Source organism: Rhizobium sp. L51/94, from assembly GCF_019355555.1.
GTDB lineage: Bacteria > Pseudomonadota > Alphaproteobacteria > Rhizobiales > Rhizobiaceae > Rhizobium > Rhizobium rhododendri.
This window is the reverse complement of sequence record NZ_CP072141.1, coordinates 2,474,886-2,494,441: the sequence shown is the minus strand read 5'-3', so window position 1 is coordinate 2,494,441 and position 19,556 is coordinate 2,474,886. Positions and strand designations below refer to the sequence as shown.

Genomic DNA, 19,556 nt, shown 5'->3' with positions numbered 1-19,556 from the left:
CGCAATTTGAAGGCATGCCGTTCCGCAATGCAGCGAGGAGCGGAAATATGCACCTACTAGTCAAGTTTCAAGCCTGCAGGACACCGCGATGCGGTCAAGCGCAACCAGTATCAGGCCGTCTTCGGCGAGATCCGGCGCCAGCTGTAACCCTGCCCTGCCTCTGCCGGCTGGGCCGTCGGCTGGTAGTGGTACTGGATCCCGGGCAGCCTATTTTCCGAAAGGCGCTTCAAGGCCGTCGCATTGGTCACGGAAAAGCTGTCGAAACCGCAGCGCAGCATCAGCGGCACCTGGTCGATCAGCACGTCTCCCATGGCGCGAACCTCGCCGGCGTAGCCGAGCCTCTGGCGAAGCAGCGAGGCCTGGCTGAACCCACGACCATCGTTGAAAGCCGGAAACGATACGGCGACGATGGCAAGACGATCGAGATAGGGCTCCAGCCGCAGGACGTCGTCGGCAGGCTTCAACAGCACGCCGAGACCGACGTCATTGCTTTCCTCGGCGCGTGCCACCAACGTGTCGATGTCGAGCAGCCGGGTCTGGCTTTCCGTTGCTTGGACTTCTTCGGTTTCGGCGACCCAAGGATCGTTGTCGACAAAACCGGTCTCTCTCCAGATACGTGTCATGGCCATCCCCTATGCCGCTTCCGCTGCCGAGCCGTAGAGCGCTTCCTTGAAGGGCTGCGGCCCGACACGCCTGTAGGCGGCGAGGAAAATCTCGGACGGATCCAGCCTCAGACCGAGATAGGTATTGACCAGCGTCTCGATGGCATCGGTCACCTTGTCCGGATCGAAACCGCGACCGATGATTTCTCCGATGGATGTGTTTTCGTCGCCGGAGCCGCCGAGCGTGATCTGGTAAAGCTCCGCGCCCTTCTTCTCGACGCCGAGCAGGCCGATGTGACCGACATGATGATGGCCGCAGGCGTTGATGCAACCGGAAATCTTGATCTTCAATTCACCGATTTCCGCCTGACGCTTGAACGAGCCGAAGCGCGTGGAGATTTCCTGCGCCAGCGGGATCGAACGGGCATTGGCCAGCGCGCAGTAGTCCAGCCCGGGACAGGCAATAATATCGGTGATCAACCCGGCATTGGCCGTTTCGAGACCGGTGCCCTGCAGTCGGCGATAGACCGATTCCAGATCCGCCAGTGCCACGTGCGGCAGAATGAGGTTCTGCTCATGGCTGACGCGGATCTCGTCGAAGGCGAATTCCTCGGCGATGTCGGCGACGATTTCCATCTGCGCATCGGTCGCATCGCCCGGTATGCCGCCGATCGGCTTCAGGGAGATCGTCACCATGCCATAGTCGGGGTTCTTGTGCGGCTGGACGTTTTGCTGGACCCAGCGGGCAAAATCCGGATCGGCCTTCTTCCAACGCGCCAGGCTTTCCCAGCCTTCGGGACGCTCCGGCATGTCAGGCAGTGCGAAATAGGATGTTATTGCCTGGACGTCGGCCTCCGGCAATCTCAGTTCCGTGTCCTTCAGCTGCGCGAACTCGACCTCCACCTGGCGGGCGAGCTCCTCGGCACCGGTCTCGTGCACCAGGATCTTGATGCGCGCCTTATACTTGTTGTCGCGGCGGCCGTGCAGATTGTACACGCGCATGATAGCCGTCGTGTAGGACAGCAGATCCTCTTCCGGCAGGAATTCGCGGATCAGCTTGGCGATCATCGGCGTGCGACCCTGGCCACCGCCGACATAGACGGCAAAACCGATCTCACCCTTGTCGTTCTTCTTCAGGTGCAGGCCGATGTCGTGCACCTGGATGGCGGCACGGTCGCGCTCGGCGCCGGTGACGGCAATCTTGAACTTGCGCGGCAGCAGCGAGAATTCCGGATGAACGGACGACCACTGGCGCAGGATTTCGGCATAGGGGCGCGGATCGGCAACTTCGTCGGCCGCGGCGCCGGCAAAATGGTCTGCGGTGACGTTGCGAATACAGTTGCCAGATGTCTGGATGGCATGCATCTCGACCTTCGACAGGTCGTCGAGAACCGCCGGCATGTCGGAAAGCTTCGGCCAGTTGAACTGCAGGTTCTGGCGCGTGGTGAAGTGGCCGTAACCGCGGTCATAGGTGCGCGCCACATGCGCCAGCATACGCATCTGCTTGGAGCTAAGCGTGCCGTAGGGAATGGCGATGCGCAGCATGTACGCGTGGAGCTGCAGATATACGCCGTTCATCAGGCGCAGCGGCTTGAAGGCATCCTCGGACAGTTCGCCGGAGAGCCGGCGCTCGACCTGATCGCGAAACTGGGCGACGCGTTCGGCGACAAAGGCATGGTCAAATTCGTCGTAGCGATACATCGTCTTCCTCAGGCATCAATGAATTTGGGATCGGCGACCGGATAGCCCGGTGCGTATTCCATGGTCGGGCCCTCGGCGCGGATGCGCTCGCGAAGACGCAACGGCCACAGGACACCGTCCGTTTCTTGAACGTCGATGAGATTGACGTCAACGACCTTGTTATCCGCATAGGACTGTTTGCCAATCGCCTCGAGGGCAGCCACAGCCTCGGCATGGCGCGCGACAAGCGCTTCCTGCAAAGACGTGGCCCACTGGCCGTTGGCGTCAAGCCAGACGGAAATGCCGTCCGTCAGGCGGTTAGCGGTCAGGACCTTGTCTGCCATCTCAGTTCCTTGCACGTTCTTGAGCCACGGACTGCTGGTGCACCAGCGGCTCGGAGTGATCGAAATTGGCGCCCGCCACGGCTTCGCCGATGATGACCATGACCGGACCGGTGAGTTCGTCGCGGAACTCCAGATCCGGAAGATCCTTCAGCGTGCCGTGCAACAGGCGGCGATCGGCACGGCTGGCGTTCTCAATGACGGCGACCGTCGTCTCCGCCGGAAGTCCGGCTTCCATCAGCCGGCCGGCGACCGAGGCGGCCACGGTACGTCCCATGTAGACGGCGATAGTGGCGCCCGATATCGCCAGGCTTGCCCAATCCGGCAAGGCGTCGCCGGTAAGGTCGTGGCCTGTCGTGAAAACCAGCGACGAGGCGACGCCGCGCAATGTCAGCGGCAGCTGGAAATCCGCGGCCGCAGCGAGCGCAGAGGTAATGCCGGGAACAATTTCATAGGATATGCCAGCTGCCCGAAGTGCGGCCATTTCCTCGGCAGCACGCCCGTAGATCAGCGGATCGCCCGATTTCAGGCGCACGACCCGCTTGCCATCGCGGCCGAGCTGTACCAGCAGGTCGTTGATTTCGGCTTGCGACTTCGAATGGCAGCCCTTGCGCTTGCCCACCGACAGGCGCTCGGCATCGCGGCGGCCCATGTCGACGATGGCCTGCGGAACAAGTGCGTCATAGACCAGCACGTCGGCTTCCATCATCACCCGCTGGGCTCGCAGCGTCAGCAGGTCTTCGGCACCGGGTCCTGCGCCAACCAGCCAGACGTGCCCCTCTGCACGCCCGGATTGTGCGAGCAGCCCGTCTGCAACATGCTGTGCCTGCGTGACATCGCCGGTGACCATGGCATCGGCGACGCCGCCTGAAAAGAAGCGCCGCCAGAAGATGCGGCGTGCCACACCCTTCGGTATGCGTTCCTCCACAGCCTTGCGATAGCTGATCGCCAGTTGCGCAAGCCGGCCGAGAGATGGAGAGAGCAATTGATCGACCTGGGCACGGACCATCTGCGCCAGCACCGGACCCGCACCTTCCGTGCCTATAGCAACGGCAAGCGGAGCGCGATTGACGATGGCCGGCGTATAGAAGTCGCATTGATCCGGCTGATCGACGGCGTTGACCACAATTCGGGCCGCGCGCGCAGCTTCCGCGATGTGCCTGTCGAGCGCGCCGTCGCCGGTGGCCGCAAAGACGAGCACGGCCCCCTCCATCAATTCTGGCGAAAAGGGCTTCCGATGGGTTTCGATGCCGTTCGATTCGAGAAAGGCGGCGTAGTCATCTGCCGGATCGTCGGCATAGGCGACGATCTTGGCACGGGTGTTCGATAGAAGCCTCGCCTTGGCGAAAGCCTCGTCACCGTTGCCGAATACGGCTGCAATCCGTCCTTCCACGCGCATGAAAGCCGGAAACACTGAAAGCTGCTCATTCCAGGAAAGCATTATCAATCCACTTCGAGAGTGCCCGAATATGGCTCTTGTCAGCGGGAAATTGAAGAAACAGAAATTCCAATAGCGGAAGCCCTGCGTATTCTTTTACCAGACAAGCACCGCCTTGGAGTAAAACTCACCGGCCACCCTGACCAGATCGGCGATTTTTATTCTCTGTGACAAAGAATGTCCATTCGCCATTTTCGCTTTCATCCGGGGGTTTTGTGCGGCTAAGGTCAGGAAACCTCGTCCAAGGAGATCCCCCGCGTGCCATCAAATATCGTCGCCCGTCTCCTCGATGTCATCGAGCAGAGCATCCTTCCCCTGACGGAAAAAGGCGTTGCCGACGGCAACAAGGTCTTTGGCGCGGCCATCCTGCGCAAGTCTGACCTATCGCTCGTCGTTGCCGCCACCAACAACGAGATGGAAAACCCGCTCTGGCACGGCGAGGTGCACACGCTAAAGCGGTTCTACGAGATGGGCGAAACGCCCGATACCAAGGAGCTGATCTTCCTGTCGACTCACGAACCCTGCAGCATGTGCATGTCGGCAATCACCTGGGCGGGGTTCGACAATTTCTACTATTTCTTCAGCCACGAGGATTCGCGCGATGCCTTCGCCATTCCCCACGACCTAAAAATCCTGAGCGAAGTTTTCGGTCTCGAGCCCGGCGGTTACCGCAAACAGAACGCCTTCTGGAAATCCTTCGCCATCGCCGACCTCGTCGCCATCGAAGCGGAGCCAGCCAAGGCGGCGCTCGAGGCACAGACAGCGCGGATCAAAGCCGTCTACGATCAACTTTCGGACAGCTATCAGGCGACGAAAGACGACAACGCCATTCCCCTCAACTGACGACCGAAAGTGACCGAGACATCGTGATGGAAGCTTCCAAGGACATTTCGCGCCTGATCGAGATCATGGCAGCACTGCGCGATCCGCAAACTGGCTGCCCCTGGGATATCGTCCAGACGTTCGAAAGCATCAAGCCCTATACCATCGAAGAGGCCTACGAAGTGTCGGACGCAATCGAGCGCAACGACATGGACGATCTCTGCGACGAGCTCGGCGACCTCCTGCTGCAAGTGGTGTTTCACGCCCGCATGGCGGAAGAAGCCGGTGAGTTTTCGTTCGGCGACGTGGTCGAAGCCATCACGGCCAAGATGGTGCGGCGCCATCCGCATGTCTTTGCCGTGTCCGACGCGTCCACGCCCGGCGCCGTAAAGCTGCAGTGGGATCAGATTAAGACTGAGGAAAAGCGGCTCCGGGCAGAACGGCGCGCCAAGCGCGGATCGAAGGCCGATCCGGACGCCGGCTATCTCGGTTCGGTGCAGCGCAGCTTTCCGGCACTGACGGAAGCCCTCAAGCTGCAGGAGCGCTCCGCCAAGGTCGGCTTCGACTGGTCCACGGCAGAACCTATCCTCGACAAGATCGAGGAGGAAATTGCTGAATTGCGAGAGGCGCTGAAAGAGGGCGATCAGGCCAAGGTCCGCGACGAGCTGGGCGATCTCATCTTTGCCGTCGTCAATGTCGGTCGGCATGTCGATGCCGATCCGGAGCAGGCGCTGCGCGGCACAAACGCGAAATTCCGCCGCCGCTTCGGCCATATCGAGCGCACGCTTCAGGCAGAAGGCGAAACGCTGGAAGCAGCGACCCTGGAGAGAATGGAAGAACTCTGGGAAGCCGCGAAGGCAATCGAGCGGCAGCTGACTTGAGCTGCCGTCCCGAATAGTTCACCAGTCGGCGTTTTGCGCCTTCTGACCGTTGCCCATGCGCCGTTCCAGCTCGGCGGTTTCGGCTTCCGAAAGGCGGACGTCGAGAGACACCGTACCGTCCTCATGATCCTCGCGGCCGTCGACGATGCCGTGGCTGTACAGCCAGGGCAAAAGGGCCAGCTTGTCGAGCGGCAGCGTGATCGTTGCCTCGACCAGCACGCCCGAGAGCCGGCCGCTGATCTCGTCCATCAGCGTCTCGACGCCCTCGCCGGTGATCGCCGACACGGCGATGACGTTTTTCGCCGTCGAGGCCTTCTGCATCATCGCGTCATGGGCTTCGGGCTCGAGCCGGTCGATCTTGTTCCAGACCTCGATGATGCGCTTTTCGCCCTCGGCCTCGTCGATACCGAGGTCGGCCAGGATGCGCATTACGTCGACGCTCTGGGCAGCATTGTCCTCATCCGCCATGTCGCGCACGTGCAGGATCAGGTCTGCCTCGAGCACCTCTTCCAGCGTGGCGCGGAAGGCTGCCACGAGATGGGTGGGCAGGTCTGAGATGAAGCCGACGGTGTCGGACATGATGACGGTGCGGCCCTGCGGCAGCTTCATGCGGCGCAGCGTCGGGTCGAGCGTCGCAAACAGCATGTCCTCGGCCAGCACGCCGGCGCCGGTGATGCGGTTGAACAGCGTCGACTTGCCGGCATTGGTATAGCCGACCAGAGCCACGATCGGATGCGGCACCTTCCGACGCTTGGCACGATGCAGCTGGCGCGTCCGCACCACCTGCTCGAGTTCTTTCTCGAGCTTGATGATCCGGTCCTGCAGCTGACGACGGTCGGCCTCGATCTGGGTTTCGCCGGGGCCGCCCATGAAGCCCGCGCCGCCGCGCTGGCGTTCAAGGTGGGTCCAGCTGCGGACCAGGCGGCCCTTCTGGTAATTGAGATGGGCAAGATCGACCTGCAGCGTACCTTCCTTGGTGGAGGCGCGGCGGCCGAAGATTTCCAGGATCAGGCCCGTCCGGTCGATGACCTTGGCGCCCCATTCCTTCTCGAGATTGCGCTGCTGCACGGGCGTCAGCGGATGGTCGACGATGACCAGGCCCGCATTGAACTCGTCGAGTAGCGCGCCGATCTCCTCGATCTTGCCGCTGCCGAGCAACGTCCCGGGACGGGGTTCGTTGACGGGGACAATGGCGCCATACATGACTTCGAGGTCGATGGCATGGGCCAGACCCCTGCCTTCCTCCAGCCGGCTTTCCGGCGTGCGTGTCGTGGTAACGGTGCCGTCGGGTTTGGAAGCCCTGCCGCGCGCCTGTTTCAGAACAGGAACGATGACGACGGCCCGCATGTCATCCCTGTGCTTTTCAGCTTCCGGGATGATGCTGTCATTTTTGGTATCGCGTGTTGTGATGTCAGAAATCCTATCGGGGATGCAGTCAGGAAGCGGCTTCTTCGCTTTCGAACATTTGCATGGGCTGGCCTGGCATGATCGTAGAGATAGCGTGCTTGTAGACAAGCTGAGAATGGCCGTCACGACGCAACAGGACGCAGAAATTGTCGAAGGACGTAACAACGCCCGTGAGTTTTACACCGTTAATCAAAAAAATCGTCAGTGAAATCTTTTGTTTGCGAACCGTATTGAGAAATAAGTCCTGCAAATTCTGAGAACGTTCCGCCATGGCGCCGCTTCTTTCTTTCTTGCCGACCATTTCAGCCGGTGCAATATCATCATAGACTATGGGATGCGGCAGGAGATACCCTCGCCTCTCCTCCAGCAAATCTTGGTATCAAATCGCAGTCTTTTCCGCAATGTCGAAAAGGCTATGCCGGAATTTCGGCAAATGTCACCTCCCTAACCGCTGGCAATTGCTTATATATCCCGCCGGAGACCGATAAAATCACATCCTTCCCTCGAAGCATGTGGCCCAGCCGGCTATCGTCCGCCGGCCCGGCGACTCACACGCCCAGCGACTTCAGCTTGCGATGCAGCGCCGATCGCTCCATGCCGACGAACTCGGCAGTCCGCGAGATGTTGCCGCCGAAACGGTTGATCTGGGCGATCAGGTAATCGCGTTCGAACATTTCGCGGGCCTCGCGCAGAGGCAACGTCATGATGTGATAGTCGTTCTGCGCCGACACCTTCGGCAGCATATCGCCCAGATCGGTCGGCAGCATCTCGGCGGTGATCGGTGTGTCCGGTCCGTCGGTGCGGGCGAGAATCATCAGCCGCTCGATATTGTTGCGCAGTTGGCGAATATTGCCTGGCCAGTCATGAGCCTGCAGCACCGCCATGGCGTCGTCGCCGATGCGGCGCTGGCGGATACCGGCCTGCTCGGAGATCTGCCGCATCAGCTGGTCTACCAGGAACGGAATGTCCTCGCGACGCTCGGCAAGCGCCGGGACGCGGACAGGCACCACGGCCAGCCGGTGATAGAGATCCTCGCGGAAGAGGTTTTCAGCGATCCTGCTTTCGAGATTGTAAGCCGTCGACGAGATGATACGGACGTCGACCTTGACGCGCTTGGAGCCGCCGACGCGCTCGAACTGCTGGTCCACCAGCACCCGCAGGATCTTGTTCTGCGTCTCGCGCGGCATTTCGCCGACTTCGTCCAGATAGAGCATCCCGCGATGGGCTTCCTCGAGGGCGCCGATCTTGCGTGCCTGCCCCGGAGATCCCTCTGTGCCGAACAGCGCCACTTCCATGCGGTCCGGCGTGATATTGGCCGCGTTGAGGGCGACGAACGGGCCGTTGGCGCGGGTCGACTTCTTGTGCACCATGCGCGCCACCAGCTCCTTGCCGGAGCCGGACGGGCCGAAGATCATGACGCGGCTGTTGGTCGGCGCCACCTTGTCGATGGTCTGGCGCAACTGCGACACCGCGACCGAAGTACCGATCAGCTCGATCGTGTCGCCTGTGCGCCGCTTCAGGTCGACCACTTCCTTCTTGAGCTTGGAGTTTTCGAGCGCCCGCTCGGCGATCAGGATAAGACGGTCGGCCTTGAAGGGCTTCTCGATAAAATCGAAGGCACCGCGCTTGATGGCGGAAACGGCTGTCTCGACGTTGCCATGACCCGAAATCATCACCACCGGCAAATCCGGGTGACGTATCTTGATCTCGTCCAGCAGCGCCAGCCCGTCGAGCTTGCTGCCCTGCATCCAGATATCGAGAAATATCAGGCGCGGCACGCGCTCGGCGATGGTCGCGAGCGCACTGTCGCTGTCATGCGCCGTGCGGGTCTCGTGGCCCTCGTCGGAGAGAATACCGGAGACAATCTCGCGAATGTCTTCCTCGTCGTCCACCACCAGAATATCAGATGCCATAAGCTGCTTCCTTGTCGTTTGCCTCGGGAGCGATGGTCGCCAGTTCGCGGCGTGGCAGATGCACGCGGATCATGGCTCCCCTTCCCTGGTCGAATTCGGCGGGAGCATCGTGCAGTTCGAGCTGCCCGCCATGGTCTTCTATAATCTTCTTGACGATTGCCAGGCCGAGGCCCGTGCCCTTTTCCCGCATCGTCATATAGGGCTCAAGGATGCTGTGGCGGTTTTCCACCGGCAGGCCGCGACCGTTATCGATGACATCGACGGTGAAGCGGTCGCGCTCCCGATCAAGCGACGCCCGGACGAGGATGGTCGGCTCGCCCCGTTCCTCCCCGGCACCAACCGCATCGATCGCCTCGACGGCATTCTTGATGATATTGCCGAACGCCTGTCCGAGCATGCGGGTATCGAACATGCCGACGAGCGGTTCGCTGCCGAGTTCGCGTTTGAACTTGACATGGTTGTTACCCATCTCCCGCAGGAAGGCAGCATCGCGGATGATGCTGCGCAGGTCCGTGGGCTCCATGGTAGGCTTTGGCATGCGGGCGAAGGAGGAGAATTCGTCGACCATACGTCCGATGTCGCCGACCTGGCGAATGATCGTATCTGTGCACTGGTCGAACACTGCGCGGTCGTTCTCGTCGATCTGCTTGCCGTAGCGCCTGCGGATACGCTCGGCGGAAAGCTGGATCGGCGTCAGCGGGTTCTTGATCTCGTGGGCAATGCGGCGAGCGACATCCGCCCAAGCCGTCGATCGCTGGGCGATGACGAGGTCGGTGATGTCATCGAGCGTGATGACATAGGACTCCTTCATGTCGCGCGTTTCTTCGCGCGTCACCTGGACGCTTAACGTGCGGACGGTTCCACCGCGCACCAGGCTGATCTGCTTGCGGAAGTCATTGCGATGGCGAGCGGTCGCTTCCGTCACGACCTGATCGACCTCGGGGGCAATCTCGGCAAGGCTCTTGCCCAGCAGTTCGTTGCTCGAAAGCGTCAGCAGCACTTCTGCGGAAAGGTTGACGATAGTGATGCGGCGATCGTGCTCGACGCCGATGACGGCTGCGGTAACGCCCGACAATACGGCCTCGATAAAGCGGCGACGGTCGTCGACCTCGTCCTTGGCCTCAAGGATCTCGTCACGCTGGGTGCGGATCTCGGAAATCATCTTGTTGAACGTCCGCGACAGGCTGCCGACGTCGCCATCGGCCGCACGCACCGGCACCAGCACATTCATGTTGCCGGAGGCGACGTTGTCGGCCGCACTGATCAACAGCCGGATCGGCCGGACGATCCGGTCGGCGACAGCGATGGCGGTCCAGATTGCCGCCAGCAGGACGATCAGGGCAAAGCCGATATAGAGAACTGCAAAGGCGATCTGGAGGGACATGCGCCCCTCTTCCATACCCTTGTACTCGGCGGTGTTTTCCTCGACCATGCGCATGGCATTCATCACGCGCGGATCGACGGCCCGAACGGTGTACAGGAAAGCGCCGGGAATTTCGTCGAGCTTGATGATGGCACCGACGAGGTTGGTCACGCCCGGGGGAATGAGTGTCGGCTGTCCGCCGGCTGAGGCTTCCAGCGCATCCTTGGGAATGGCCGGCAGCGGCCGCTCCGTCTTGATGTCAGCCTGGACGATGGCCGAACCGTCGCCGCGAACCAGGAAGGCGCCCAGGAGACCGCGCCCTTTGGCCTGACGGGTCATCAGGTCCGCAAAGCCCGTCCTGTCCAGGCTGTAGAGCGTGTGGTTGCGCTCGAGGTCGTTGCCCATCGACGCGGTCTGCCCCTGCAGGTAGCTCGCATTTTCCATGAGATAAGCCTGCGCAACGTTCTGCGACGAGCGGATGATCTGCTGGGTTCGTAACGCGAACCAACGATCAAGGCCGACATTCAGCGTCAAGCTGGCAAATATCGCCACGAGGATGGCTGGCGTTATGGCGACGATGGAGAACAGCACGACGATGCGGATATGCAGGCGGGCTGCGGCACGACCACGGCTACGCGCCTTGAAAAGCCGGAAGACTTCGCGACCGATCAGGATGATCAGCGCCGCGACGAACAGCGAATTGACGATAACGGAGGCGACGACGACATGGGAGGTGGGCGGAACGGGTGTCAGGCCGAGCAATATGAAAAGCGTCACGCCGGCGCAGAGCAAGGCTCCGCCTGCCAGTATCAGGCCGGGCAAGGCAAAGCTCGCACGGCGGTCGGTGACCTTGACGATCGCCTGGCCGCTGACAGACGGCGCTACAGCGTCCTCGTTCATACATTCGTCTCCCGGCACCGGCGCTCGGAAGCGCTTGGCCCACTGGATAAACCGGGTTTGCAGGACACAGCATTCGGCAATCTGCGACCAGGAGGGTAACCTACCCGTCACAACGTCGAGTTGGCCAGGAGTCGGCACACTGTGAGTGCATCAACCTTCAGACAGCTTCGATACATTGCGATTGTCGCAAGACCGCCTCGGAAATTCCTCCACCGGCTGCGTGACCTTTAAGCAACGCATTGTGGCGAAAATGCAACGGTTGCGAGGCGGTTGTCAAGCCGTGCGCGAACTGCGGTACACGGAGACGCCCAGTTCCCGGATCTTCTTGCGCAAAGTATTGCGGTTGAGACCGAGGAGATCGGCCGCCTTGATCTGGTTACCCCGTGTGGCCGTCAGCGCGGCCAGAATCAGCGGATATTCGAGCTCCGTGAGAACGCGATCGTAAAGGCCGGGCGGTGGCAGGTTATCGCCGAAGCTGGTGAAATAGGCGCGCATGTTTTCTTCCACCGCCTGGGCGATGGTCATCGTTCCCGTGCGTACCGGGCCCTTGTCGATCGGGCTGTCGGCGACATCGGCGCGGAGTTCCGAATCGATGATCTCGCGGGTGATGACTTCCTGCGGATAGAGCGCCATCAGGCGTCGGATGAGGTTTTCCAGCTCGCGGACGTTGCCGGGCCACGGATAGGCTTTCATCAGCTCAAGCGCTTCGGTGTCGAATCGCTTGGTACCGAGACCTTCTTTTTCGGCCTGCTGGATGAAATGGCGGACCAGATCAGGAATGTCCTCGGCGCGGTCGCGCAGCGGCGGCAGGCGCAGCGGCACGACGTTGAGGCGGTAATACAGGTCTTCGCGGAAAACGCCCTGGTTGATCGCCTGCTTCAGATCCTTGTTGGTAGCCGCGACAATGCGGACATCGGTGCGGATCGGCGTGCGACCACCGACTGTGGTGTACTCCCCCTGCTGCAGAACGCGCAGCAATCGGGTCTGGGCATCCATCGGCATGTCGCCGATTTCATCCAGGAACAGCGTGCCGCCCTCGGCCTGCTCGAAACGACCTGTCGAGCGATTCTGGGCGCCGGTGAAGGCTCCCTTTTCATGGCCGAACAGTTCCGATTCGATCAGGTCTCGCGGAATGGCTGCCATGTTGATGGCGACGAAGGGACCGTTTCGGCGCTTACCGTAGTCGTGTAGCGCCCGGGCGACGAGCTCTTTGCCGGTGCCCGATTCGCCGGTGATCATCAGCGTCAGGTCGGTCTGCATCAGGCGGGCGAGCACCCGGTAGATTTCCTGCATCGCCGCCGAACGGCCGACGAGTGGCATTCCGTCCTGCATGTCGTCCTCGATCTTCATCGGGCGACGCTTCGGCTCGGCGAGCGCGCGGCCGATGATGGCGATCAGTTCGGTAAGGTCGAACGGCTTCGGCAGGTAGTCGTAGGCCCCCTTCTCCGACGCCTTGATCGCCGTCATGAACGTATTCTGCGCGCTCATCACCAGCACAGGCAGTTCAGGCCTTGCCTTCTTGATGCGCGGCAGCAGGTCGAAGGCGTTCTCGTCGGGCATCACCACGTCGGTGACCACAAGATCGCCCTCGCCGGCGGAAATCCAGCGCCAGAGCGTGGCGGCATTGGACGTGATGCGCACATCGTACCCTGCCCGGCTGAGGGCCTGGTTGAGAACTGTGCGAATGGCCGCATCGTCGTCAGCGACAAGTATCGTAGCAGTCATCTGGAAGATCCTGTGGTGTTCGCGGGAAGGGAGTCTTCGGGAGTGGTACCCTTGGAAGCCGGCATCAAAACGCGGAAGGTGGTCTTGTGGTTCTGGCTGTCGCATTCGACAATGCCGCCGTGATCGCCAATGATCTTGGCGACCAGCGCAAGGCCGAGGCCGGTGCCGTTGGTCTTGGTGGTGATGAACGGATCGAACAGGTGCGGCAGCAAATCGGCCGGCACGCCCGGTCCATTGTCGATGACGCAGAACTCCAGCGGCAGCGAAATCTTTTCGCGCGAGCCGGCAACCGAAAGCCGAATGCCCGGTCGATAGGCGGTGGTCAGCACGATCTCGCCATCGGGGCGGTCGGCAACGGCCTCAGCGGCGTTCTTGATGAGGTTGAGAAAGACCTGCACAAGCTGGTCCCGGTTGGCGTAGACGGCTGGCAACGACGGATCGTAGTTCTCGGTGATCTTGATGTTGCGCCCGAAGCCCGCCTTGGCGACGGCCTTCACCCGGTCGAGCACGGAGTGGATATTGACCGGCGTCCGGTCGACCGGTCGCTCGTCGGAGAACACTTCCATGCGGTCGACGAGCGATACGATCCGGTCGGTCTCGTCGCAGATCAGACGGGTCAGGGCGCGGTCATCGTCTGCAGCCGACTGTTCGAGCAACTGGGCGGCGCCGCGAATGCCCGAAAGCGGGTTCTTGATTTCATGGGCGAGCATCGAGGCGAGACCGGTAACGGAACGGGCTGCGGCTCTGTGCGTCAGTTGACGGTCGATCTTGTCGGCCATCGAGCGTTCCTGGAAGACAATCACGACGCAGCCGGGCTCGCTCACCACCGGCGCCACGTAGATGTCGACAAGCTTGTCCTGGCCGAGGCGCGGCGAACTCAGGTCGACGCGGTATTCGCTGACCGGCGCGCGGCGTTCGCGCACCTGGTCTATCAGTCCGATCAAAGGGCTGCCAAAAGGAATGAAGGTCGAGATATTGTAGCGCGCCAGATGCGAGGCACTGGCGCCGAAGAATGCCTCGGCCTCCCAGTTGGCAAAAACCATCAGGCCGGCCTCGTCGACCATGACGACGGGGTTCTGGATGGCGTTGAGCACCGCCATGGCAACGGTGTGGCCGGCGGGCTCGTGTTTTGACCCGGAAGTCATGCTGCCTCCTGCGTCATTTGGGAGCCGCCCGATTGACCGGACAGCGCCTCGTGTAAAAGCGATGCCACCTGCCCTGCATCGGTCGATGTCATGATGACCGATTTGTCGAAGGCCGGCGCATGGCGATCGAGATACCAACCCAGGTGCTTGCGCGCATGACGCAAGCCGACCTGAGCACCATGGAATTCGAGCATGGCGTGATAATGGTCGACAGCAATGTCGGCGATCTCGGTTGCCGAAGGGGCTGCATGGCCGGCAAGGAAACCGGCGTGCCAGGGTCGCCCCTGGCATCCGCGTCCCACCATGACGGCATCGGCGCCCGAGCGACGGAGGATCTCGGCAACGTCCCCGGATGTCTCGACATCGCCGTTTGCAACCAGGGGAATGGAGACAGCGTCGCGCACTGCGCGGATCGCATCCCAATCGGCGCGCCCCTGATAGAACTGCATGCGCGTTCTACCGTGGATCGTGACGAGCTTGATGCCGGCCTGCTCGGCGCGCCTTGCGATATCGGGGGCATTGATGGACTTCTCGTCCCATCCAAGGCGCATCTTCAGCGTTACCGGCACGTCGACGGCGTTGACCGTTGCCTCGATCAGCGACAGTGCATGATCGGGCTCGCGCATCAGGGCCGAACCGGCATAGCCGCCAATGACCTTCTTGGCCGGGCAACCCATGTTGATATCGATGATATCTGCGCCGTTTCCGGCGGCAATCTTCGCAGCTTCCGCCAGCCAGTAGGCATCGCGACCGGCAAGTTGCACCATATGGGGCTTTAGACCTGCATGCTTGAGGCGCGACCAGGATTCTGCCGTGTCCTGAACGAGCTCGCGGCTCGCCACCATTTCAGTGACGACAAGGCCCGCACCGAAGCACATTGCCAGTTGGCGAAAGGGCAGATCCGTCACCCCGGACATCGGCGCAAGCACCACCCGGTTTCTAATCTGGACAGGCCCGATGGACAAAGGGGATGCAATGTCGATGGCTGACAATCGGTTATCTTTCGGGCACGCGAGGAATTTGCACTATTTTTAGCCACAATTACGATGCTTGCCAAGCGCTTTCGGAGGTGCTCGATATTTTTTGGGCAAATGCTGGAAAAGCCCGGGGGGAGACGATAGACCCGCTTTCAGAACTTGACTGACAATCCGGGGTTTAGGACGCAAATGCACGCAAAGCAACCGATCAAGATCGGAATTATCGTCGTTGCGGCCGGGCGGGGCGAGCGGGCAGGTTCACCGGAAGACGGGCCGAAGCAGTATCGTCCGATCGGCGGCAAGGCGATTATCGCCCATACGCTTGAAGGCTTTATGACGTGGCGCCAGCCTTTGCAAATAGTCGTGGTTATTCATCGTGATGACGAAGCGCTGCTGGCGAAGGCGCTTGGGGGAATCAGCGAAGCAGCATCGGTCTCCACCGTATTTGGCGGCGAGACACGCCAGCAATCCGTGCTGGCCGGCCTGAGGTCGCTGGAGGCTGCCGACGTCACTCATGTGCTGATCCACGATGCGGTCCGCCCGTTTTTTAACCATACCCTCCTCGACGAGATCATGACCGCGCTCGACAACGGCGCCTCGGCCGTGCTGCCTGCGATACAGGTCGCCGATACGCTGAAGCGGCTCGGCTCTGTCGGTCTCGTGGTTGAAACCGTTGCCCGCGCCGGGCTCTACGCTGCCCAGACGCCGCAGGCCTTCGAGCTTACCGCTATTCTTGCCGCCCATGAAAAGGCCGCGCTCGACGGTCGGTCGGATTTCACGGATGATGCATCGATTGCCGAATGGGCAGGTCTGCCGGTCCAACTGGTGGCCGGTAGCCCGGACAACATCAAACTGACGATCGCAAGGGATATCAGCATGGCAGATGAGAGAATGTCGGCAAACCTTCCCGACGTGCGGACCGGCAACGGCTACGACGTACATCAACTGGAGCCCGGCGACGGTGTCACTCTCTGCGGCATATTCCTGCCCCATGACCAGCGGCTGAAAGGCCATTCAGACGCCGACGTGGCGCTGCATGCCCTGACCGATGCGCTGCTTGCCACCTGCGGTGCAGGCGATATCGGCGATCACTTCCCGCCAAGCGACCCGCAGTGGCGAGGAGCCGCATCGCGGATCTTCATCGAGCATGCTGCCCGGATCGTTCGCGATGCTGGCGGGACGATCATGAATGCCGATGTGACGCTGATCGCCGAAGCGCCAAAGATCGGCCCGCACCGGCTCGAAATGCGCCAGAAGCTCTCGGAATGCCTCGGAATCAGTCTCGACCGCTGCTCGGTCAAGGCGACCACGAACGAGGAAATCGGCTTTATCGGCCGCCGCGAGGGCATTGCGGCGATTGCGACGGCGACAGTGGTCTACAGGAGCAACAAGCCATGAGCACCTTTACCGATCCGGTCGCAACACTCGCGGCCCGGCTTGTCACGCTTTGCAAGTCGCGCGGCTTCATGGTGGCCACTGCGGAATCCTGTACGGGCGGCCTGATTGCCGGCTCGCTCACGGATGTCGCCGGGTCGTCGGCAGTGGTAGACCGTGGCTTCGTCACCTATACCAACACGGCGAAGATGGAGATGCTCGGGGTGCAGGAAGCGACGCTTGTGGCCTATGGCGCTGTGTCTGCAGAGACCGCGCTGCAGATGGTTCAGGGCGCCCTGTTCCGCTCGCATGCAGCGCTTGCCGTTGCCGTCACCGGCATTGCCGGTCCGGGCGGCGGCTCCGCCGAAAAACCGGTCGGGCTCGTGCACCTCGCCGCTCGTGCCCGCAGCGGCGCGATCGTTCATCGTGAGATGCGCTATGGCGATCTCGGTCGGGATTCCGTGCGGCTGGCAACCGTGGCGACCGCGCTGGAGATGCTGCTGGATCTCGCTCAGGCGTAGATCTTGCCGGCCCGGGTCTCGAAGGCTTCCGTGAACATGCGGAACGCCCTGTCGAACATCGAGCCCATCAGCGCGCCGAGAATACGGCTCTTGAATTCGTAGTCGATGAAGAAGTCGATGGTGCAGCCCCCGTTTCCGTCGGGCTGGAAGCGCCAGCGGTTGTCGAGATATTTGAAGGGGCCGTCGATGTACTGCACGTCGATGGCGTGCTCCGCCCGGTTGAGCAGCACCTGTGTGGTGAAGGTCTCGCGGATGGCCTTGTAGCCCACCGTCATGTCGGCAACCAGCAAGGTCTTGCCGTCGCGCTCCTTGCGGCTGCGCACCACGAGGCCGTTGCAGAGCGGCAGAAATTCCGGATAGCGCTCGACATCGGCGACGAGGTCGAACATCTGATCGGGCGTATGGGGAACAGGACGGTGGGTTTCGAACTTTGGCATGAGCGGCAATTAAGCGGGCGGACCCAGAAGATCAAGAAGCCTGCGCATCTGGCGGCGCGATTTTAGTTGGAAAACGGGAACATTGGGTCCGTTCTGCACCAGCGAAGCGACCACCAGGGGCGCAAAGCGATTGTCGAACGTCCAGACATAGCGCAGGAACTCCCAATCGAGCTTCTCGGGACAACCAGGCGCCATCTCGGGCCGCGTTCGGCCGATCCATCGGAACCAGCGCGTCGTTATTCCCCAGATGCAGAGAAGACGCGGCATGCGCACCCAGATGACGATGTCGGTGCGAGGGAGGCGGATGTCAAAACTGGTGGGACCGGTACCGTCGAAGGCCCATCTGTCCTCCTGCACCTTTTCGGCCATCAGCCGCCGCTGTTCCTGCTTGTCGCGCTGAGCCCAGCCGGGGAGCCAGAGAATATCACGATCGATCGAGACATAGGTGAGGCCGAAGCGTGCGGCCAGATATTGCGACAAGGTCGATTTACCGCCGCCGGAGCAACCGATCACCATGATGCGACTGGCTTTTGCGATGCGACCGGCCACGTCTGTGATATCAGTCAGGTAGTTCGGGGCCTCGGGCTTCGTTAATGCAGTCATCGCCTGCCTCCGCGTTGATCGCCCTGCCCTCATCGAACCTCAGAGACCAAGGCTGCTATTCGCGGACGACGCCCTAAACCGCTTCGATGACCGGCGGATGACAGCGGGAGATCACCATTCCAACCTCAGTTGGTCGGACAGAACAGGCTCACTCCAGTAGTGCCGCCTACTCCGCCGCCATCAGCACCTTTCGCTCGCGCGCCGCACGAAGCCGCGCGAAATCGTCTCCGGCGTGGTGGGAGGATCGTGTCAGGGGGCTGGACGCCACCATCAGGAAGCCCTTGGTGTAGGCAACCGTCTCGTAGGACTTGAACTCGTCCGGCGTGACGAAGCTCATCACGGCATGGTGCTTGCGGGTCGGCTGCAGATACTGGCCGATGGTCAGGAAGTCGACATCGGCGGTGCGCAGGTCGTCCATCAGCTGCAGCACTTCGTTGCGCTCTTCGCCGAGGCCGACCATGATGCCGGACTTGGTGAACATTGTCGGGTCGAGTTCCTTCACGCGCTGTAGCAGGCGGATGGAGTGGAAATAGCGTGCACCGGGGCGGACCGTCAGGTAGTTGCCGGGCACCGTTTCCATGTTGTGGTTGAAGACGTCGGGCTTGGCAGCGACGACCCGCTCCAGCGCACCGGGCTTCTTCAGGAAGTCAGGCGTCAGGATCTCGATGGTGGTCAGCGGAGACGAGGCCCGGATCGCCCAGATCACCTTCTCGAAATGCTCGGCGCCGCCATCGGCGAGGTCGTCACGGTCGACTGACGTAATGACCACGTGGCTGAGGCCCATTTCCTTGACGGCCTTGGCGACGTTTTCAGGCTCCGCCATGTCGAGGGCATTGGGCTTGCCGGTCGAGACGTTGCAGAAGGCACAGGCGCGGGTGCAGATCTCGCCCATGATCATGAAGGTCGCGTGCTTCTTCTCCCAGCACTCGCCAATGTTGGGGCAGCCCGCCTCTTCGCAGACGGTGACGAGCTTGTGTTCCTTGACGATGGCGCGCGTTTCCGCGTAGCCCTTCGAGGTCGGGGCCTTGACGCGGATCCAGTCCGGCTTGCGCAGCACTTCGGTATCGGGCTTGTGGGCCTTTTCCGGGTGGCGGATGCGCAGGGCGGATGGATTGATGGTGTCGAGAATCGTGACCATAACGTTCTTTCTGCCGCCTAGAGCGACAAACCTATCGCTGGACGAGCCGGGCGAGAAATATCAGAATGCAGGCACCGAGGAAACCGGTGATGAAAAAGCCCATGCGTGTGTCTGCCACGGCGATGTGGAACTGGGTCAGGATGGCGTTTGCCACCACCGATCCGACGATGCCGAGCACGATATTCAAGAGGATGCCATAACGCGCTTCCATCAGCTTGCCGGCCAGCCAGCCAGCAAGTCCGCCGATGATGATAGCGCCAATCCAACCTACGCCCATGATTTGCCCTTA

The 19,556-nt window shown here is 61.4% G+C and carries 19 protein-coding genes; 4 read left to right on the top strand and 15 right to left on the bottom strand.

What is annotated here, in order from left to right; translation table 11 throughout:
- Positions 1–110: 110 nt before the first annotated feature.
- From J5274_RS12300 to cysG, 4 genes are read right to left on the bottom strand one after another with little or no spacing between them, the layout of a single operon-like run.
- Positions 111–623 carry a DUF934 domain-containing protein gene (locus J5274_RS12300; RefSeq protein ID WP_142822594.1) on the bottom strand — a complete coding sequence of 171 codons (513 nt, stop codon included), beginning with the start codon at positions 621–623 and terminating at the stop codon, positions 111–113.
- A gap of 9 nt (positions 624–632) precedes the next feature.
- A complete protein-coding gene (locus tag J5274_RS12295) occupies positions 633–2,303 on the bottom strand; it encodes a nitrite/sulfite reductase (protein WP_142822592.1) in 1,671 nt (556 codons plus the stop codon).
- An 8-nt stretch (positions 2,304–2,311) separates the two neighbouring features.
- A complete protein-coding gene (locus J5274_RS12290) occupies positions 2,312–2,626 on the bottom strand; it encodes a DUF2849 domain-containing protein (RefSeq protein WP_142822590.1) in 315 nt (104 codons plus the stop codon).
- A 1-nt stretch (position 2,627) separates the two neighbouring features.
- Positions 2,628–4,064, bottom strand: a complete 1,437-nt coding sequence (gene cysG / locus J5274_RS12285; RefSeq protein WP_142822589.1) for a siroheme synthase CysG — start codon at positions 4,062–4,064, stop codon at positions 2,628–2,630.
- 255 nt (positions 4,065–4,319) lie between these two features.
- On the opposite strand from cysG, the gene J5274_RS12280 reads away from it, so the two are divergent.
- Positions 4,320–4,904, top strand: a complete 585-nt coding sequence (locus tag J5274_RS12280; RefSeq protein ID WP_142822587.1) for a deaminase — start codon at positions 4,320–4,322, stop codon at positions 4,902–4,904.
- 26 nt (positions 4,905–4,930) lie between these two features.
- Entirely contained in the window at positions 4,931–5,764 is an 834-nt protein-coding gene (gene mazG / locus J5274_RS12275) for a nucleoside triphosphate pyrophosphohydrolase (RefSeq protein WP_142822586.1), read from the top strand.
- A gap of 18 nt (positions 5,765–5,782) precedes the next feature.
- Here mazG and hflX read toward each other — a convergent pair whose 3' ends face one another.
- The 7 genes from hflX to dusB form a co-directional block, all read right to left on the bottom strand.
- The gene (gene hflX, locus J5274_RS12270) at positions 5,783–7,183 is read right to left on the bottom strand and encodes a GTPase HflX (RefSeq protein WP_142823581.1); all 1,401 of its coding nucleotides are present in this window, start codon (positions 7,181–7,183) and stop codon (positions 5,783–5,785) included.
- A gap of 16 nt (positions 7,184–7,199) precedes the next feature.
- Complete coding sequence (gene hfq / locus J5274_RS12265; RefSeq protein WP_003539403.1) at positions 7,200–7,442, bottom strand: RNA chaperone Hfq; 243 nt, start codon at positions 7,440–7,442, stop codon at positions 7,200–7,202.
- A 277-nt stretch (positions 7,443–7,719) separates the two neighbouring features.
- Positions 7,720–9,084: a sigma-54 dependent transcriptional regulator gene (locus tag J5274_RS12260; protein ID WP_111215576.1), complete on the bottom strand. Its 1,365-nt coding sequence runs from the start codon at positions 9,082–9,084 to the stop codon at positions 7,720–7,722.
- Complete coding sequence (locus J5274_RS12255; RefSeq protein WP_142822584.1) at positions 9,074–11,347, bottom strand: PAS domain-containing sensor histidine kinase; 2,274 nt, start codon at positions 11,345–11,347, stop codon at positions 9,074–9,076. The genes J5274_RS12260 and J5274_RS12255 overlap by 11 nt, the downstream gene beginning before the upstream one ends.
- A gap of 273 nt (positions 11,348–11,620) precedes the next feature.
- On the bottom strand, positions 11,621–13,072 hold the full coding sequence (gene ntrC / locus J5274_RS12250) for a nitrogen regulation protein NR(I) (RefSeq protein WP_142822582.1): 1,452 nt from the start codon (positions 13,070–13,072) through the stop codon (positions 11,621–11,623).
- A complete protein-coding gene (locus J5274_RS12245) occupies positions 13,069–14,217 on the bottom strand; it encodes a nitrogen regulation protein NR(II) (RefSeq protein ID WP_142822581.1) in 1,149 nt (382 codons plus the stop codon). Before J5274_RS12245 ends, ntrC begins: the two co-directional genes overlap by 4 nt.
- On the bottom strand, positions 14,214–15,209 hold the full coding sequence (gene dusB / locus J5274_RS12240) for a tRNA dihydrouridine synthase DusB (RefSeq protein WP_142822579.1): 996 nt from the start codon (positions 15,207–15,209) through the stop codon (positions 14,214–14,216). Before dusB ends, J5274_RS12245 begins: the two co-directional genes overlap by 4 nt.
- A gap of 174 nt (positions 15,210–15,383) precedes the next feature.
- On the opposite strand from dusB, the gene J5274_RS12235 reads away from it, so the two are divergent.
- Both J5274_RS12235 and J5274_RS12230 read left to right on the top strand, forming a co-directional pair.
- Positions 15,384–16,592, top strand: coding sequence for a bifunctional 2-C-methyl-D-erythritol 4-phosphate cytidylyltransferase/2-C-methyl-D-erythritol 2,4-cyclodiphosphate synthase (locus J5274_RS12235; protein ID WP_142822577.1), 1,209 nt, complete (start codon positions 15,384–15,386; stop codon positions 16,590–16,592).
- On the top strand, positions 16,589–17,089 hold the full coding sequence (locus J5274_RS12230; protein WP_142822575.1) for a CinA family protein: 501 nt from the start codon (positions 16,589–16,591) through the stop codon (positions 17,087–17,089). The genes J5274_RS12235 and J5274_RS12230 overlap by 4 nt, the downstream gene beginning before the upstream one ends.
- Here the strand turns inward: J5274_RS12230 and J5274_RS12225 are convergent.
- From J5274_RS12225 to J5274_RS12210, 4 genes are all read right to left on the bottom strand, one after another.
- Positions 17,080–17,526, bottom strand: coding sequence for a type II toxin-antitoxin system RatA family toxin (locus J5274_RS12225; RefSeq protein WP_142822573.1), 447 nt, complete (start codon positions 17,524–17,526; stop codon positions 17,080–17,082). The two genes, J5274_RS12230 and J5274_RS12225, sit on opposite strands and share 10 nt — an antisense overlap.
- 9 nt (positions 17,527–17,535) lie before the next feature.
- The gene (locus tag J5274_RS12220) at positions 17,536–18,129 is read right to left on the bottom strand and encodes an AAA family ATPase (RefSeq protein WP_142822572.1); all 594 of its coding nucleotides are present in this window, start codon (positions 18,127–18,129) and stop codon (positions 17,536–17,538) included.
- 166 nt (positions 18,130–18,295) lie between these two features.
- On the bottom strand, positions 18,296–19,267 hold the full coding sequence (gene lipA, locus J5274_RS12215) for a lipoyl synthase (protein WP_142828853.1): 972 nt from the start codon (positions 19,265–19,267) through the stop codon (positions 18,296–18,298).
- A 31-nt stretch (positions 19,268–19,298) separates the two neighbouring features.
- Positions 19,299–19,547, bottom strand: a complete 249-nt coding sequence (locus J5274_RS12210) for a GlsB/YeaQ/YmgE family stress response membrane protein (RefSeq protein ID WP_111215561.1) — start codon at positions 19,545–19,547, stop codon at positions 19,299–19,301.
- Positions 19,548–19,556 lie beyond the last annotated feature (9 nt).

Bases quoted from the DNA above. Each gene is read 5' to 3' on its own strand.
- J5274_RS12300 (WP_142822594.1), bottom strand. From the start codon at position 623: ATGACACGTATCTGGAGAGAGACCGGTTTTGTCGACAACGATCCTTGG.
- J5274_RS12295 (WP_142822592.1), bottom strand. From the start codon at position 2,303: ATGTATCGCTACGACGAATTTGACCATGCCTTTGTCGCCGAACGCGTC.
- J5274_RS12290 (WP_142822590.1), bottom strand. From the start codon at position 2,626: ATGGCAGACAAGGTCCTGACCGCTAACCGCCTGACGGACGGCATTTCC.
- cysG (WP_142822589.1), bottom strand. From the start codon at position 4,064: ATGCTTTCCTGGAATGAGCAGCTTTCAGTGTTTCCGGCTTTCATGCGC.
- mazG (WP_142822586.1), top strand. From the start codon at position 4,931: ATGGAAGCTTCCAAGGACATTTCGCGCCTGATCGAGATCATGGCAGCA.
- hfq (WP_003539403.1), bottom strand. From the start codon at position 7,442: ATGGCGGAACGTTCTCAGAATTTGCAGGACTTATTTCTCAATACGGTT.
- J5274_RS12260 (WP_111215576.1), bottom strand. From the start codon at position 9,084: ATGGCATCTGATATTCTGGTGGTGGACGACGAGGAAGACATTCGCGAG.
- J5274_RS12255 (WP_142822584.1), bottom strand. From the start codon at position 11,347: ATGAACGAGGACGCTGTAGCGCCGTCTGTCAGCGGCCAGGCGATCGTC.
- ntrC (WP_142822582.1), bottom strand. From the start codon at position 13,072: ATGACTGCTACGATACTTGTCGCTGACGACGATGCGGCCATTCGCACA.
- J5274_RS12245 (WP_142822581.1), bottom strand. From the start codon at position 14,217: ATGACTTCCGGGTCAAAACACGAGCCCGCCGGCCACACCGTTGCCATG.
- J5274_RS12235 (WP_142822577.1), top strand. From the start codon at position 15,384: ATGCACGCAAAGCAACCGATCAAGATCGGAATTATCGTCGTTGCGGCC.
- J5274_RS12230 (WP_142822575.1), top strand. From the start codon at position 16,589: ATGAGCACCTTTACCGATCCGGTCGCAACACTCGCGGCCCGGCTTGTC.
- J5274_RS12225 (WP_142822573.1), bottom strand. From the start codon at position 17,526: ATGCCAAAGTTCGAAACCCACCGTCCTGTTCCCCATACGCCCGATCAG.
- J5274_RS12220 (WP_142822572.1), bottom strand. From the start codon at position 18,129: ATGACTGCATTAACGAAGCCCGAGGCCCCGAACTACCTGACTGATATC.
- lipA (WP_142828853.1), bottom strand. From the start codon at position 19,267: ATGGTCACGATTCTCGACACCATCAATCCATCCGCCCTGCGCATCCGC.